At 45.0% G+C, this 16,091-nt stretch carries 10 protein-coding genes and 2 tRNA genes; all 12 read left to right on the top strand.

The annotated features are described in order from the left end of the window. Nucleotides 1-69: transfer RNA gene (locus tag AAHJ11_RS07590), tRNA-Val, on the top strand. Between the two features lie 36 nt (nt 70-105). After that, nucleotides 106-180 (top strand) — tRNA-Val (locus AAHJ11_RS07585). Nucleotides 181-321: 141 nt separating this feature from the next. Next, the gene (purB, locus tag AAHJ11_RS07580) at nt 322-1,668 is read left to right on the top strand and encodes an adenylosuccinate lyase (protein ID WP_195648650.1); all 1,347 of its coding nucleotides are present in this window, start codon (nt 322-324) and stop codon (nt 1,666-1,668) included. Nucleotides 1,669-1,742: 74 nt separating this feature from the next. Next, nucleotides 1,743-3,221 (top strand): pseudouridine synthase, encoded by a 1,479-nt coding sequence (locus tag AAHJ11_RS07575; RefSeq protein WP_195648649.1) that lies wholly within the window; start codon nt 1,743-1,745, stop codon nt 3,219-3,221. A gap of 105 nt (nt 3,222-3,326) precedes the next feature. Next, nucleotides 3,327-4,730, top strand: a complete 1,404-nt coding sequence (gene asnS, locus AAHJ11_RS07570; RefSeq protein ID WP_148366576.1) for an asparagine--tRNA ligase — start codon at nt 3,327-3,329, stop codon at nt 4,728-4,730. A gap of 139 nt (nt 4,731-4,869) precedes the next feature. Continuing rightward, nucleotides 4,870-5,361 carry a DUF4488 domain-containing protein gene (locus AAHJ11_RS07565; protein WP_195648648.1) on the top strand — a complete coding sequence of 164 codons (492 nt, stop codon included), beginning with the start codon at nt 4,870-4,872 and terminating at the stop codon, nt 5,359-5,361. Between the two features lie 250 nt (nt 5,362-5,611). Beyond that, nucleotides 5,612-6,811 carry a glycoside hydrolase family 88 protein gene (locus AAHJ11_RS07560; RefSeq protein ID WP_320974412.1) on the top strand — a complete coding sequence of 400 codons (1,200 nt, stop codon included), beginning with the start codon at nt 5,612-5,614 and terminating at the stop codon, nt 6,809-6,811. A gap of 59 nt (nt 6,812-6,870) precedes the next feature. Next, nucleotides 6,871-9,474, top strand: a complete 2,604-nt coding sequence (locus tag AAHJ11_RS07555; protein ID WP_413579256.1) for a DUF4962 domain-containing protein — start codon at nt 6,871-6,873, stop codon at nt 9,472-9,474. A gap of 39 nt (nt 9,475-9,513) precedes the next feature. Next, the gene (locus tag AAHJ11_RS07550; RefSeq protein ID WP_413579255.1) at nt 9,514-10,398 is read left to right on the top strand and encodes a hypothetical protein; all 885 of its coding nucleotides are present in this window, start codon (nt 9,514-9,516) and stop codon (nt 10,396-10,398) included. A 35-nt stretch (nt 10,399-10,433) separates the two neighbouring features. Further along, on the top strand, nt 10,434-11,843 hold the full coding sequence (locus AAHJ11_RS07545; protein ID WP_217721408.1) for an alpha-L-fucosidase: 1,410 nt from the start codon (nt 10,434-10,436) through the stop codon (nt 11,841-11,843). An 18-nt stretch (nt 11,844-11,861) separates the two neighbouring features. Next, the gene (locus AAHJ11_RS07540; protein WP_320974408.1) at nt 11,862-13,262 is read left to right on the top strand and encodes a sulfatase; all 1,401 of its coding nucleotides are present in this window, start codon (nt 11,862-11,864) and stop codon (nt 13,260-13,262) included. 42 nt (nt 13,263-13,304) lie between these two features. Continuing rightward, entirely contained in the window at nt 13,305-16,073 is a 2,769-nt protein-coding gene (locus AAHJ11_RS07535; RefSeq protein ID WP_320978546.1) for a DUF4962 domain-containing protein, read from the top strand. Nucleotides 16,074-16,091 lie beyond the last annotated feature (18 nt).

Raw genomic sequence — 16,091 nt, 5'->3', positions numbered from 1 at the left:
TTAGCTCAGCTGGTTCAGAGCATCTGCCTTACAAGCAGAGGGTCGGCGGTTCGAATCCGTCAACGCCCACACAAAAAAAACGAAGCACTTCCGGCTCATTAACAAGGGCGTTTAGCTCAGCTGGTTCAGAGCATCTGCCTTACAAGCAGAGGGTCGGCGGTTCGAATCCGTCAACGCCCACACAAAAAGAAGTCTTACGGATGAATTCGTGAGACTTTTTTTTATTTCTTACCTCTTTTATACAAACTTTCTTTCTCCTTTTACCTTATAACTCAGGAAAAAGAGTTAATTTTGCAGTCTGATAATTATCTAAGAAAACGTATGGAACTTGATGTATTGACGGCCATATCTCCGATTGATGGTCGATATAGAGGCAAAACTAAAGCTTTGGCAGCTTATTTCTCTGAATTTGCACTGATTAAATACCGTGTACAGGTAGAGGTGGAATACTTTATCACCTTGTGCGAACTCCCTTTGCCGCAATTAAAAGGAATCGATAGCAACGTGTTTGAAACTTTACGGAATATCTACCGTAACTTCTCTGAAGCAGACGCACAGCGCATTAAAGATATCGAAAGTGTAACTAACCACGACGTGAAGGCCGTAGAATACTTCCTGAAAGAAGAATTTGACAAGATGGGCGGAATGGATGACTATAAAGAATTTATCCACTTCGGACTGACTTCTCAGGATATTAACAATACGTCTGTTCCTCTTTCTATCAAAGAAGCATTGGAACAGGTTTACTATCCGTTGATTGAAGAGTTGATTGCGCAGTTGAAAACTTATGCAACAGAATGGGCTAACATTCCGATGCTTGCCAAAACTCACGGTCAACCGGCTTCTCCTACTCGTTTAGGCAAGGAAGTGATGGTATTCGTTTACCGTCTCGAACGTCAGCTGGCCATGTTGAAAGCATGTCCGATTACCGCTAAGTTTGGTGGTGCTACCGGAAATTACAATGCGCATCATGTAGCTTATCCTCAATATGACTGGAAACAATTCGGTAATCGGTTTGTTGCAGAAAAACTGGGGCTGGAACGTGAAGAATATACTACGCAGATTTCGAACTATGATAACCTCTCTGCTGTTTTTGATAGCATGAAGCGTATCAATACAATTATGGTCGATATGAATCGTGACTTCTGGCAGTATATCTCTATGGAGTACTTTAAACAGAAGATCAAAGCCGGAGAAGTGGGCTCAAGCGCCATGCCGCATAAAGTGAATCCGATTGACTTTGAAAATGCGGAAGGTAACCTGGGTATAGCAACGTCTATCCTGGAACACTTGGCTGTGAAACTTCCTGTTTCCCGTTTGCAGCGCGACTTGACAGACTCGACAGTGCTGCGTAATGTAGGTGTGCCTTTCGGTCATATCGTGATTGCCATTCAGAGTTCTTTGAAGGGATTGCGTAAACTGTTGCTGAACGAACCGGCTATCTATCGTGACTTGGATAACTGCTGGAGCGTAGTGGCAGAAGCTATTCAAACTATTCTGCGCCGTGAGGCTTATCCGCATCCGTATGAAGCTTTGAAAGCTTTAACCCGGACCAATCAGGCTATTACAGAAAGTTCTATTAAAGAGTTTATCGAAGAATTGAATGTAAGCGAAGATATTAAAAAAGAGTTAAGAGCAATCACTCCCCATACTTATACGGGGCTTTAATTGTTTACTTATATAATAAACGTGTTTTTAAATAGGCCGTGAGGCCAAAGTCTAATTTTATTCGAATAAAAAAAATGAGCACAGAAAACGAAGAATGGCGCGAAAATTCTTTCAATGAAGAGAATACAGGTGCCGGCCGTGATGGTAACAGGTCTTACAACAGAGAAGGTGGAGAACGTCCGTATCGTCCTTCTTACAACCGTGAAGGCGGGGATCGTCCGTATCGCCCGCGATTTAATGCCAACAATGAAGGAGGCGAACGCCCGCAGCGTTCGTATGGTGACCGCTCTTATGGCGACCGTCCCCAACGTCCTTCTTACAATCGTGAAGGTGGCGATCGTCCGTATCGTCCTCGCTTCAATAACAATAATGAAGGAGGCGAACGCCCGCAACGTTCTTACAACCGCGAAGGTGGTTCTTATGACCGTCCCCAACGTCCTTCCTACAATCGTGAAGGTGGTTCTTATGACCGTCCCCAGCGTCCCCGTTTCAATAGCGGCGAAGGTAGTGACCGTCCTCAACGTCCTTCTTACAACCGTGAAGGTGGTGACCGTCCGTACCGTCCCCGTTTCAATAACGGCGAAGGTAGCGACCGTCCTCAACGTCCTTCTTACAACCGTGAAGGTGGTGACCGTCCGTATCGTCCCCGTTTCAACAACGGTGAAGGTGGTGGCTATCGTAGCAACAACGGTGGTGGCGGCTATCGTCCGAGATACAACAATGACCGTTCACAAGGAGGCTATCGTCCTCGTCCGCGTACCGGCGATTATGATCCGAATGCTAAGTATAGCGTAAAGAAACAGATCGAGTACAAGGAACAGTTTATTGATCCGAATGAACCGATCCGTCTGAATAAGTTCCTGGCTAATGCCGGTGTTTGTTCACGTCGCGAGGCTGATGAATTTATCACGGCAGGTGTGGTTTCTGTAAACGGTGAAATAGTAACGGAATTGGGTACAAAGATCAAACGTTCGGATGTGGTTAAGTTCCACGATGAACCGGTAAGCATCGAACGTAAGGTATACGTATTGTTGAATAAGCCGAAAGATACGGTTACTACATCGGATGATCCGCAGGAACGCCGTACGGTAATGGATCTGGTAAAAGGCGCTTGCAACGAACGTATTTATCCCGTAGGACGTCTTGACCGTAACACGACTGGTGTACTCTTGCTGACGAATGACGGTGATCTGGCTTCCAAGCTGACACACCCGAAATTCCTGAAGAAGAAAATATATCATGTTCATCTGGACAAGAACCTGACAAAAGCGGATATGGATCAGATTGCAGCTGGTATCCAGTTGGAAGATGGCGAAATCCATGCAGATGCAATCAGCTATACAGATGATTTCAAAAAAGACCAGGTAGGTATCGAAATTCACTCCGGTAAGAATCGTATCGTTCGCCGTATTTTCGAATCACTGGGTTACAAAGTAGTAAAACTCGACCGTGTGTTCTTCGCCGGACTGACCAAAAAAGGGCTGCGTCGCGGAGACTGGCGTTACCTGTCGGAAGCAGAAGTAAACTACCTCCGTATGGGATCGTTTGAATAATAAGTCAATAAATAACAACTTGACAGAGGACGAGGAAAGAGAGCAGGAAAGAATGAACCCTGTAATTGAAACCTCGTCTTCTTGTATCTAAAAAGAAAAAGTTAAATGGAAAAGATTGGTAGAACAAAAATTGTTGATCTGTTGAAGCGCACAGATATTGGCGCGATGGTCAATGTGAAAGGATGGGTTCGCACCCGCAGAGGTAGCAAACAAGTAAACTTTATCGCACTGAATGACGGTTCTACAATAAATAATTTGCAGGTCGTAGTAGATTTGGCTAATTTCGATGAAGAGATGCTGAAACTGATTACTACCGGCGCTTGTATTAGCGTGAACGGAGAAATGGTAGAGTCAGTAGGTTCCGGTCAGAAAGTGGAAGTACAGGCTCGTGAAATCGAAGTGCTGGGTACTTGTGATAATACATATCCATTGCAGAAGAAAGGTCACTCTATGGAGTTCCTGCGCGAGATTGCTCACTTGCGTCCGCGTACGAATACGTTTGGTGCTGTGTTCCGCATCCGTCACAACATGGCGATTGCTATTCACAAGTTCTTCCATGAAAAGGGCTTCTTCTATTTCCATACACCGATCATTACGGCTTCCGATTGTGAAGGTGCCGGACAGATGTTCCAGGTGACTACCATGAACCTGTATGACTTGAAGAAAGACGAGAGAGGCTCTATCTCTTATGAAGATGATTTCTTCGGTAAGCAGGCAAGTTTGACCGTTTCCGGTCAGCTGGAAGGTGAGTTGGCTGCTACTGCTTTGGGAGCTATCTACACATTCGGTCCTACGTTCCGTGCCGAAAACTCCAACACTCCCCGCCACTTGGCAGAGTTCTGGATGGTTGAGCCGGAAGTTGCTTTCAACGATATTACAGACAATATGGACTTGGCGGAAGAGTTCATCAAATATTGTGTGAAATGGGCGTTGGATAACTGTGCGGATGATGTGAAGTTCCTCAACGATATGTTCGACAAGGGCTTGATTGAACGTCTGCAAGGTGTATTGAAAGATGAGTTCGTACGTCTGCCTTATACAGATGGTATCAAGATTCTGGAAGAAGCTGTTGCGAAAGGCCATAAGTTCGAGTTCCCGGTTTACTGGGGCGTGGATTTGGCTTCTGAACACGAACGCTTCCTGGTGGAAGAACACTTCAAACGTCCGGTGATTCTGACTGACTATCCGAAAGAAATCAAAGCCTTCTATATGAAGCAGAACGAAGATGGTAAGACTGTACGTGCAATGGACGTTCTTTTCCCGAAGATCGGTGAAATTATCGGTGGTTCCGAACGTGAAGCGGACTATGACAAGCTGCTGACCCGTATTGAAGAAATGCACATCCCGATGAAAGATATGTGGTGGTATCTGGATACCCGTAAGTTTGGTACGTGTCCTCATTCCGGTTTCGGACTTGGTTTTGAACGTCTGTTATTATTCGTTACAGGTATGGCGAACATCCGTGACGTGATACCGTTCCCGCGTACACCGAGAAATGCTGATTTCTAATATTTCAGTATATTTATGTAAAACTCGCATAATCTTTGGGTTATGCGAGTTTTTTTATGTCTTTGATAGTTATATTCTCAAAATAAATATTTATATTTGGACATACGCCTTCGAGAGTGTTAACTAAAATCATACGACAATGAAAAAGCTCTTTTTCTTTACCATGCTTTCAATGATGTTGTTAGCGGTAACAGGTGCGATGGCCCAAAAGAAAACAAAATTCAAAGCGGCCGATTTAAAAGGTATTTGGCAGCTCTGCCACTATGTGTCGGAATCTCCCGATGTTCCGGGAGCATTGAAACCCAGTAATACATTTAAAGTGTTGAGTGATGACGGACGGATCGTGAACTTTACCATTATCCCCGGTTCGGATGCCATCATTACAGGATATGGAATGTGGAAACAACTGACGGATGATTCTTATAAAGAAAGTATCGAGAAGAATATTCATCTGCCAATGTTGGATAATCAGGATAATATCCTCGAATTTGAAATAAAAGACAATGATTATCTGTGTCTGAAATATTTCATCAAGAATGATTTGAATGGAAACGAGTTGAATACCTGGTATTATGAAACTTGGAAACGGGTGGAGATGCCGGCTAAATTTCCGGAAGATATTGTGAGATAAGCAAGGTTCGCAGACTGAAACAAAATTGCGCACATCCTCTTTTTTAAAGAAGGTGTGCGCAATTTTTGTATGATTATATGAGAATAGACAAAAACAAAAGTGTTTTGGACGAAATCTACATTGACGCATATGGAATCAAGGATGAAAAAATAGATATATAAAGCCTTTCTTTTCGGCAATCCCTAATTTTGCTATCGGTAAAGATGAGACATTAAATCTAAAATAAATCATTAAAACTATAAATATGGAAATGAAAAGAGAGTTGTATATGGCGGTTTTGGGAATAGGTCTGCTGACCGCTTGTGATATTCCTAAAGCGGGTACGCCGGAATGGTTTGAAACTGCGGTGAAAACATCCGGTCATCAGTTACTTTATATGGCGGATCAGTTGAAAAATGTACCTGACACAGTTTGTTTTCCACGTTCTACCAAGGCGGATGGAAGTTACCGTCTGGAAAATGCCAAAGACTGGACAAGTGGTTTTTATCCCGGTTCCATGTGGCTGGCCTATGAGATGACAGGGGATGAGGCGTTGGCGAAGGAGGCCCGTAAATATACGAACCGTCTGGAAGATATTCAATATTATACAGGAAACCATGATATTGGCTTTATGATGTATTGTAGCTACGGACAGGCGCTTCGTTTGAAACCGGAACCGAAAGATAAACAGGTTTTGGTAAATTCTTCCGAGAGCCTTTGTGCACGTTTCAGTCCGGAAGTCGGCTTGATTCGTTCCTGGGATTTTGGGGATTGGAGTTACCCGGTGATTATTGATAATATGATGAATCTTGAGATGCTTTTCTGGGCATCCGAACAAACCGGAAATTCTAAATATCGTGATATTGCGATGGCTCACGCTGACAAAACCTTGAAGAATCATTTTCGTGAGAACATGACTTCCTATCATGTAGTCAGCTATTCCGTACCTAGCGGGAAAGTGGAGTCTAAAGGAACTTTCCAAGGATATTCCGATTCTTCCGCCTGGGCACGCGGACAAGCATGGGGAGTGTATGGTTACACGATGTGTTACCGCTTTACGAAAAATTCCGCTTATCTGGAAGCTGCGCATAAGATTGCCCGATTTATAATGGAGAACCGTCCTTCGGAAAATGATTATATTCCTTACTGGGATTATGATGCACCGGATATTCCGAACGCCCCGCGTGATGCTTCCGCCGCGGCTGTTACCGCTTCCGCTTTGCTCGAACTATGCGGATATACAGATGATAAGAATCTAAGTAACAGTTATATGGAGTATGCGGAAAATATATTAAAACAGCTTTCTTCACCGGATTATCTGGCGAAGGAGAATGAGAATAAAGGATTCATCCTGAAACACTCGGTGGGTAGTTTTCCACATGATAGCGAGGTGGATGTACCGTTAAACTATGCGGATTATTATTATCTGGAAGCATTAAGACGATATAAAGAATTGAAGAAGTTCGGCTAAACAAGAATGAATATAGAATGAAAAACGCTTAACTGCTAGATTATAAATAACAAATAACCATGAAACTTACTTTATATACTTTTACAATTTGTTTATTGGCATCCGGACTGTATGCTCAACAGTCGCCTGTTAATATCCGGCTGAAAGATGTCACTTTGATGCACGAAATGCGTGCTACTCCCTCGCCGTCGGACAAAGCAGTGGTTGCCGACCGTATCGTTTCTTTTCAATGGCCGTTGCAGGAAGGGCTTTATGTGGTAGAGAGCGGGCTGGACGGGCTGGATACTAAGCATAAGGTTGACAAGAGTAAAGTCCGTTATAGCTTGCGCTACTCTCAAGATCCCACTTTCAAGACCGGGGTGGTACAGGTGGAAACCCGTTGGCCTTTTTACAATCCGGAGAAAGACTTGACATCCGGCGTGTGGTACTGGCAATATGGCAACGTAAAGGATGGCAAGACAAAATGGGCTACGGTTCAGCAATTTACGGTTGAAACCAATCCTGACAAGTTCTGTCCGCCTTCCCTGAAAGAAGTCCTCGCCAAAGTTCCACATGAACATCCCCGCGTCTGGCTTGATAAAAAAGAGTGGGAGCACTTTATCCGTCGTAGCATTTCCACTCCGGAACGCAAGATTTATATCTCGGCTGCCAACAAGGCGATGAAGACACCTATGAAGTCTATCAATGACGTCAACACCAAGCTGCTCGCAAATTTGAACAGCGAAATGGAGCGCAACGCAATGCTTACTCGTGAAAGTCGCCGTATTGTCGACAGAGAAGAGTCGAACCTGGATGTTATCATACGTGCTTATATGCTGACTAAAGAACGTCGCTATGCCGATGAAGCCATCAAGCGTATCAAGGAAATTATCACTTGGGGGGAAAGTGATAATGTGAAAGGCGATTTTAATGACGCTACTTTCGTATCACTTGGCACATTGGCTTATGATGCTCTCTATGACCTTCTGGATGAAGATACCCGAAAAGACCTGCTTGCTTGCATCCGGAAGTATGGAAACAAGATGTATGACCATTATAATAATTATCTGGAAAATCATATCGCTGAGAATCACGTCTGGCAAATGACGCTCCGGATTCTTACAATGGCGGCTTTCACTGTTTACGGTGAACTGCCCGAGGCTGATACTTGGGTAGATTACTGCTATAACGTGTGGCTTGCCCGTTTCCCCGGTCTGAATAAGGATGGTGCATGGCATAATGGTGACTCTTATTTCACTGTAAACACACGTACATTGATAGAAGTTCCTTATTTTTACAGCAGGCTGACCGGATTTGATTTCTTCTCTGATCCCTGGTATCAAGGTTCGGTGTTGTACACTATCTATCAGCAACCCCCATTTTCAAAATCGGGCGGAAATGGTAGTTCCCATGAAAAGGTGTTAACGCCCAGAGGAGTAAGAGTCGGTTACGCGGATGCTGTCGCCCGGATGACAGGCAATACGTATGCTGCTGATTATGTGCGTACTATCCGGGCACGTCAGCCGAACATTTTGAATGAAGGCAGTACGTCCAAAGCAGGCGGACTGGCATGGTTCCGTTTGCAGTGTGACAAACCATTGCCTGTGGGGGCTGGTCTTGCCGACCTGCCTGTGGGACACGTTTTCCCGCAATCCGGTCTGGCTTCATTCTCCACCCGTTTATCGCAGACAGAAAACAGTGCCATGATTAGTTTTCGTAGCAGTCCTTACGGTGGCACATCCCATGCACTAACCAATCAGAATGCGTTCAATACCTTTTGGGGCGGACAGTCGCTCTTTTATAGCTCAGGTCATGGTACTTCTTTTATTGATAAACATTCTGTTTATTGTTACCGTGCAACTCGTGCTCACAATACGATACTGGTTAATGGTATGGGACAGCGTATCGGTACCGAAGGTTACGGATGGATTCCCCGTCATTATATAAGTGAAAACATAGGTTATGTGGTAGGGGATGCGTCTAATGCATATGGAAAAGTAATCTCTCCGCTTTGGATAGAACGTGGCAAAGTTGCCGGGCTGGAATATACCCCTGAGAATGGTTGGGACGAAGTCGGACTGAAAACTTACCGCCGTCATATCGTGGAACTCGGAAAAACAGGTCTTACCTTTATCTATGACGAATTGGAAGCTGAACAGCCTGTCACTTGGAGTTACTTGCTGCATACGGTTACTAATCCGATGAATGTGGATAAAAGCAATCCGGATTGGGTACACGTACAGGCTACCAACAAAGAAGGAATCTCTGATGCTTACCTTTTTTCCACCGGAGTATTGAAAACCGATACGACCAGCCAATTCTTTACGCCTGCCGTCAATTGGCTGATTGCTGACGAGAAAGGTAATTTTAAAACGTACGCAAATCATTGGCATTTCACAGCTACGTCAGACAAGCAGAAAGTATATCGTTTTGCTACAATTATCGATACTCATGCCAAACTGTCCCCCACCGCGCAGCCACGAATGTTGAAAGATGGCTGTATTGAGATAGGTGACTGGAATATCAAGGTTAATTTATCCTCTAAAGGTGCTCCCTCTTTCTTCGTTCGCAATACGAAGAAAGGTGAGAACGTAAGCATCGACTATAAAGGTAAAGCTACCATTATCAAAGAAAACGGTACTGAAAAAGTCTTGGTTGATAAAGTTCCCGAACTGGAAATCTAATCAGATAAAGACATTAAATATCAGGTAAAAACATTAAATATGAAAACAATCAACTATATCCTACTAACTGCGATAGCACTTTCATTCAGTAGCTGTATGCAGCAACTTAAAGAAAAAAAAGAAGCGGCGGGAACTATTCCGCAGAAAGCATATGAGTATATGACAACCGCACGGTTGACGGTCAGTGAAAGCAAACGTCTGATAGCTAAGGGTATTGCGGCAAATAAAGATGTCAAGGACAGATTGGAGAACGGCATTGTCATCATAACTTTGGGAACAACTAATACTTATCTTGCAGAAGAACTTGCCGGACTGTCAGCTCCCCGGGGGAGTTTCGTCACAGGACGAATCTTCCCGAGTTCGAAAGAAGATTTTGCTAGTGGGATGAAACGTCAGTCGGAAATAGTATTAATGAAAGGGAAGCCTGCTGACATATCTTATGCCGATGCTTTAGCACGTATGAATGCGAAGGACATCGTGTTTAAAGGTGCTAACATGGTGAACTACGCCAAACGTCAGGCAGCCGTATGTGTAGGAGCACCTGACGGAGGCACTGTAGCGAAGCTGCGCAAATACACAGATGAAGGTAAAGGACGCTGGATTGTGCCGGTAGGCCTCGAAAAAGAAACAACGCAAGACCTGTTTGAAATTCAGAAGATAACAAATGGTGATATACAACGCGGTAAGGGTACAGTGCGTCTCAATGTAACGCAAGGCAATATCTATACTGAAATCGAAGCCATGAAAGAATTTGCCGATGTAGATGTTCACGTCACGGCGAAAGGTGGTGTGGACGGTGCTGAAGGTGGCGTGTCATTACTAATTTGCGGCACAAAAGCAGAAGTTGAGAAAGCGGAAAATATCGTGAAGCAATTGCAGGGCGAACCTACTTTTATAGAAAGCGTTTCTGACTCAAAGAACTAAAATATCTATTACTAATGCAATAACAAGAATTATTTATGAAAAAAGTTTTATCACTCGTTGCGTGTATCGGTCTGTCGCTGGCACTGAATGCGCAAAACAAAAAAGTTTTCGGAACGAAAGACGGAGAACTGATACACGAAAGTTCGGAAAGCTATGAATGGCCTACGGATGCGAAAGTACTGGAAAAACTGGATAAATGGCAAGACGTGAAATTCGGTATCATGTACCACTGGGGCATTTACTCAGTGCCGGGTATTACGGAATCATGGTTGCTTTGTTCGGAAGACCGCTTTACCAAGCGCAGAGAGAGAGTAGCTCCGGACAAACCTTACGACGAATTTAAAAAATGGTACTGGGGATTGGCGGATTCATTCAATCCGGTCAAGTTCGAACCTTCCCGTTGGGCAGACATTGCGGCAGATGCCGGATGCAAATACCTTGTCTTCACCACTAAGCATCATGATGGATTCTGTATGTACGACTCTAAATACACGGATTACGGCATTACAAAAGGGCCGTATAAGAATGGAAAATACAGTGATGTCACCAAGCACCTGTTCGATGCTTTCCGGCAGAAAGGTTTCATGATTGGTACTTACTTTTCCAAACCGGATTGGCATCACAAAGATTATTGGGATCCGTTTTGGGCTACTCCCACACGTAACGTAAACTATGACGTAAAGAAATACCATAAGAAATGGGCGAACTTCCAGAAGTTTACCGCCAACCAGATTGACGAACTGATGAGCAATTACGGCAATGTCGACATTTTGTGGCTTGATGGAGGATGGGTGCGTAAACCGGAACAGGATATCAAGATGGATGAAATCGTAGACAAAGCACGCCGGAAACAACCGGGTCTTATCGTGGCGGACAGAACCGTGCCGGGACGTAACGAGAACTACCAGACACCGGAACGTGTCATTCCTGAAAAACAGATAAACAACCCCTGGGAAACTTGTATCCCTTTGGCTAAAACTTGGGGCTGGAGTCCGGACTCTGAATACAAATCCTGTTCATGGGTAATCAATATGCTGGCTGAAATTGTAGCCAAAGGCGGAAACCTGGCATTGAACATCGGACCTACTCCGGAAGGAGAGATTGAGCAAGGCGCTATCGACCGCTTGAAAGAAGTTGGTGATTGGTTGAAGCAGAATGGTGCGGCTATCTACGCCACCCGTACTACACCAAACTATAACTGCGGTAAAGTATGGTTTACTGCCAATAAAGACGGTAAAACATTATATGCCATCTACGCCCTGCCCGAAAAAGAAACATTGCCTGCCACCATTGAGTGGGAAGGTAACGAGCCGACAGGCAGAATGACTCTGTTGCAAAACGGCAAGAGCGTGAAGTATTCCTGTAAGGATGGCAAGGTGACTGTTACTCTGCCCAAAGGGTTGAAGAATGAACCGTTAGCCTTTAGCTTTAAAGTAAAAAAATGATAGTTTACAGTAAGTTTTATGAATAATTTATCAGTCTTATGTTTGGCTGTTGCAGGATTATCCGCCTGCAACGGTTCAAACTCAAAATCATCTGAAACAGCGAATGCTTCTTCAAGAAGCAACGCTGCAGAAAAGCCCAACATCGTTATTATACTGACTGACGACCAAGGCTATGGAGACATGAAGTGTTACGGCAACTCTCGTTTGCAAACTCCCAATCTGGACCAACTGGCGGCGGAGGGTATCCGTTTCACTAACTTTTATGCAGGTGCGGCAGCCTCTACTCCATCGCGCGCCGCCTTACTGACAGGGCGATATGCCGAACGGGCAGGCTTACAGGGAGTTGTAGACGACCTGTCCGTAAACGGATTGGAAAGCGATGAATTTACCCTTGCCGACTACCTGAAACAGAATAATTATGCTACCGGCATTTTCGGCAAATGGCATTTGGGATGTCTTCCCGAACACCTACCGCTCCGACACGGTTTCAATGAGTTTTTCGGTTTGCCTTATTCCAATGATATGTGGCCTTTCCATCCTCAGCCGGGACATCCGTACCGGGCATTGCCGCTTTACGACAATGAGCGCGTGGTGGAATATAATCCTACAGTGAATCACATGACTACCCGTATCACAGAACGTGCAACGGCATTCATTGACAAGCATAAGAATGAACCTTTCCTGCTTTATGTTCCTTATACACAGCCTCATGTTCCTCTGGGCGTATCGGATAAGTTCAAAGGAAAATCCGGAGAAGGGCTATATGCTGATGTAATTATGGAGATAGACTGGTCGGTAGGTGAAATAATGAAAACATTGAAAGAAAACGGTTTGGACGATCATACCCTGGTATTGTTTACATCCGACAACGGTCCGTGGCTGAGTTACGGCAATCACGGCGGTTCTACAGGCGGACTTCGTGAGGGAAAAGGTACTACTTTTGAAGGTGGGCAGCGTGTGCCGTTCATAGCCCGGATGCCCGGTCGTATTCCGGCAGGTAAAGTTTCCGAGCAGTTCCTGTCGGCTTTGGACATTACCCCTACCATTGTAGAACTGACCGGTTCACAAATGCCGCGGATGAACGAGTTCGATGGTGAGAACGTATGGATGACACTTACCGGACAAGCACAGAGTCATAAACCGTTTTACTTCTTATATGACGGTAAAGTAGAAGCGGTGAGAGACGGGAAATGGAAATGTGTGGCTCCTCACGAATATCGCATCGTGACAGAACCGGGCAAGGATGGTCTGCCGGGCGTGCAGCTTGCAAGGGGAGGCAAAACCGGCCTTGCGCTTTTCGATTTGGAGAAAGACCCCGAAGAGACTGTAGATTTGGTTGGGCAATATCCGGAGATAACACAAAAAATGGTTGCCATGATGAATGATTTTCAGGTAAAGATGGCGGAATGTATTCAATAAATATAAAAAAGAATTTATAGCAGATAGATAGTTAAGAGTATCATGAAGAATAAAATCAAAGTATGGCTTGGCGCAACGGTGGCGGTAATGTCCGTTTCCGTGCAGTCAGTATTCGCGCAGTCGGATGGAACGGTTCAGCAGGTATTCAGCGGTTTCCATCAGTTTGCCGACGGTTTCAAGGTGAATGAAGAGGAGGCGGATGATAGTAAGAGTGGCATTACCCCATTGACTATGGGATGCATCCGGCAAAAGGGAAACCGGGAGTTTCCTTACCCGGTGAAGGGGCACGAGGTTATAACCAATCCGCCGGTTTTCACTTGGCCGATGGCTGATTACGAGTATCCTAAAGTCTTTCCTGTAAAAAAAGTAAGCGGAAAAACGGATCGCTGTTTGCAGTATGACTTCCAAATGGGACGTACAAGAAACTTTTCAGATAAAGATGTACTTACCCGTACAGGGTTGAAACTGGCCTTTTATAATAACCACAAGCCTCTCAAACCGGGTACGTGGTATTGGCGCTATCGGGTGTCAGGGAAATCCTGGTCGAAGGTATACGAAGTGAATATCCCCGAAAATCTTCCTAAATTTCAGTCACCGAATGCCGAAGAAGCGTATGATATGATACCGGAGAAGCATCCTCGTATTTTCGGAGAGGCCATATCCGGCAAAGTGCTGACAGCCGATCAGAAACAATTAAGGGCATCTTACCGGAGAGCTGCGAATGCGGCTTTGAATAAAGAGGTGGCGAGTTATAAGGTGAAAGGCGACCCCATACCTGCAACGGCTTCTGAAGTAGAACGAAAGCAAATCATGCAATTCCGTTTGAGATACGAAGTAGAAGGAATCAACAGAGATATTGAACACTTGTTGAATGGCTATCGGCTGATTTCGAACAAGGAATATCTCGATAAAGCTGTAGCCTTGGCAGATTACATCGCGGCAAAGGAACCGGCTGCAATGTATGCGGCTGCCGACTTTACGGGTGCCAAGTCCATGTCCGCCTTGAGTATGACCTATGACGTGGCCTATGCCTATCTGAACGAACAACAGAAAAAGAATTATAAGCACTTCATCACGACCGTCATTGGGCTGATTATAGACGATGCCATGCAGGAAAATGTCGGGTCGGCGGATGGCATACTATGCGCCCATTTCTTTCAGCATACCTTTTATAACGCATTTACTTCCGCTATCGTCATGAAAGGCCATGATGTACAGGCAGAGAAGTGGTTCGGTATGCTTTATGACATCTGGTTATCACGTTCACCGGGCGGCGGCTTCTTGTCGGACGGTGTCTGGCCTAACGGAAACATGGGCTATATCCATGTGAATATGGAATCGATGGTGAATAACTTCATCTTGTTTCGTAATCTTTTCAACGTGAATATCTTCAAGCATCCATGGTATGCCAATTGTGCCAATGCATTGGCTTACACGATGCCTGTACATTCTGCCGGTGACGGCTTCGGTGACGGGAGCGACAAGGTCTATGAAGTAAACCGGCTCCGGGCAGAGTTTGCATACATTCTGGGGCAAGAGTTGAATAATCCGTTTGCTATCCATTACGCTTATGAGCTGTCCGGCCAATCGCCTGCCGCTCCATTCGCTTTTAAGAAAACTGACTTTGACACCTATCGTTTGCAGCATCGTCCGCGGAAGGTAGAGGCAGTGAATCTGGCGAACATTCCCCAGTCTGCCGTATTTCCTCAAACCGGTATCGTCGTCATGAATACCGATGTGCTGAATGCTTCGGACAATCTGTTTGTCTCGTTCCGCAGTTCACCTTTCGGATCCGGTTCTCACGGAATGGCAGAGCAAAACAGTTTCAATGTGTCCTACAAAGGGAAACCGATATTTTATCCTACAGGATATAAAGTGACGACACAAGACAAGCATTACTTGCTGGCACACAAGCATAGCCGGGCGCGTAATACCATTACCGTAGACGGAAAGACGCAGGCCTATTCGCATAGCGGTTACGGATGGATTGCCCGTTATCTGGACGGCAACGATATTACCTATGCTTTGGGCGATGCTTCAAACGCATATGTACCTTTTGACCAAAGTGCCCTCAACTGGACTACTGTGTTGAAGAATGCACAGGCTTACACCTCCGAAAACGGTTTTATACTGGATGATAATGATAATCCGCAAGTCCGTAAATTCCGTCGTCACTTGGTGATGTTGCGTCCTAATATCATCGTACTATATGATGAACTGGAAGCGGAAAAAGAAGTAACCTGGACTTTTCAGCTTAATGGGCTTGAACGTGCAGGCATGAAGATTGGCGATGCCGGGAATTCACTGATAGCCGATACGGATAATTGTGATGTGCTTGCCCGGATTTTCGGAAGTTCCGAATTGACTACTTCCCTGGTTGATACGTCGTACGTCAAACCGTTCGACTGGCTGAACCCGCAGCGTGGAAGAAAAGCAATCGAGTTTGAAAAAAATCAATATCACGGTAAATTCGAGAACGTCCGTAAATGCAAGGATATGAGATTCCTGGCAGTTATTCAGATAGATGAATCCAACTCCATGTCATTTGCTGATGCGAAGCCGGATGCAGATAACACAATTGTCATCGGCAACTATCGTATCAAAGCGCAGATGGACACCAGTCAGGAAGCCCGTCTGGAAATTGAAAACAAGACGACGGGAGAATACCTGCTTTATGGCCCTGCCAACGGAGCAGTAAAAGCGAAAGGACGGAAGTTCTCGCATAGCACTTTATTGATTAATAAGACTTCCGGTTGTCAGGAGACAATCGACCGTTACCCTTTGATGGTACCTTGTCAGAAAGGATATTAAAAATGAAACAGGAGAGAG

It is taken from the genome of Bacteroides sp. 90-K9/2 (assembly GCF_047310725.1).
Taxonomy (GTDB): Bacteria; Bacteroidota; Bacteroidia; order Bacteroidales; family Bacteroidaceae; genus Bacteroides; species Bacteroides vicugnae.
Note: the sequence above shows the minus strand (reverse complement) of the source record. Positions and strands in the feature narration are given on the sequence as shown.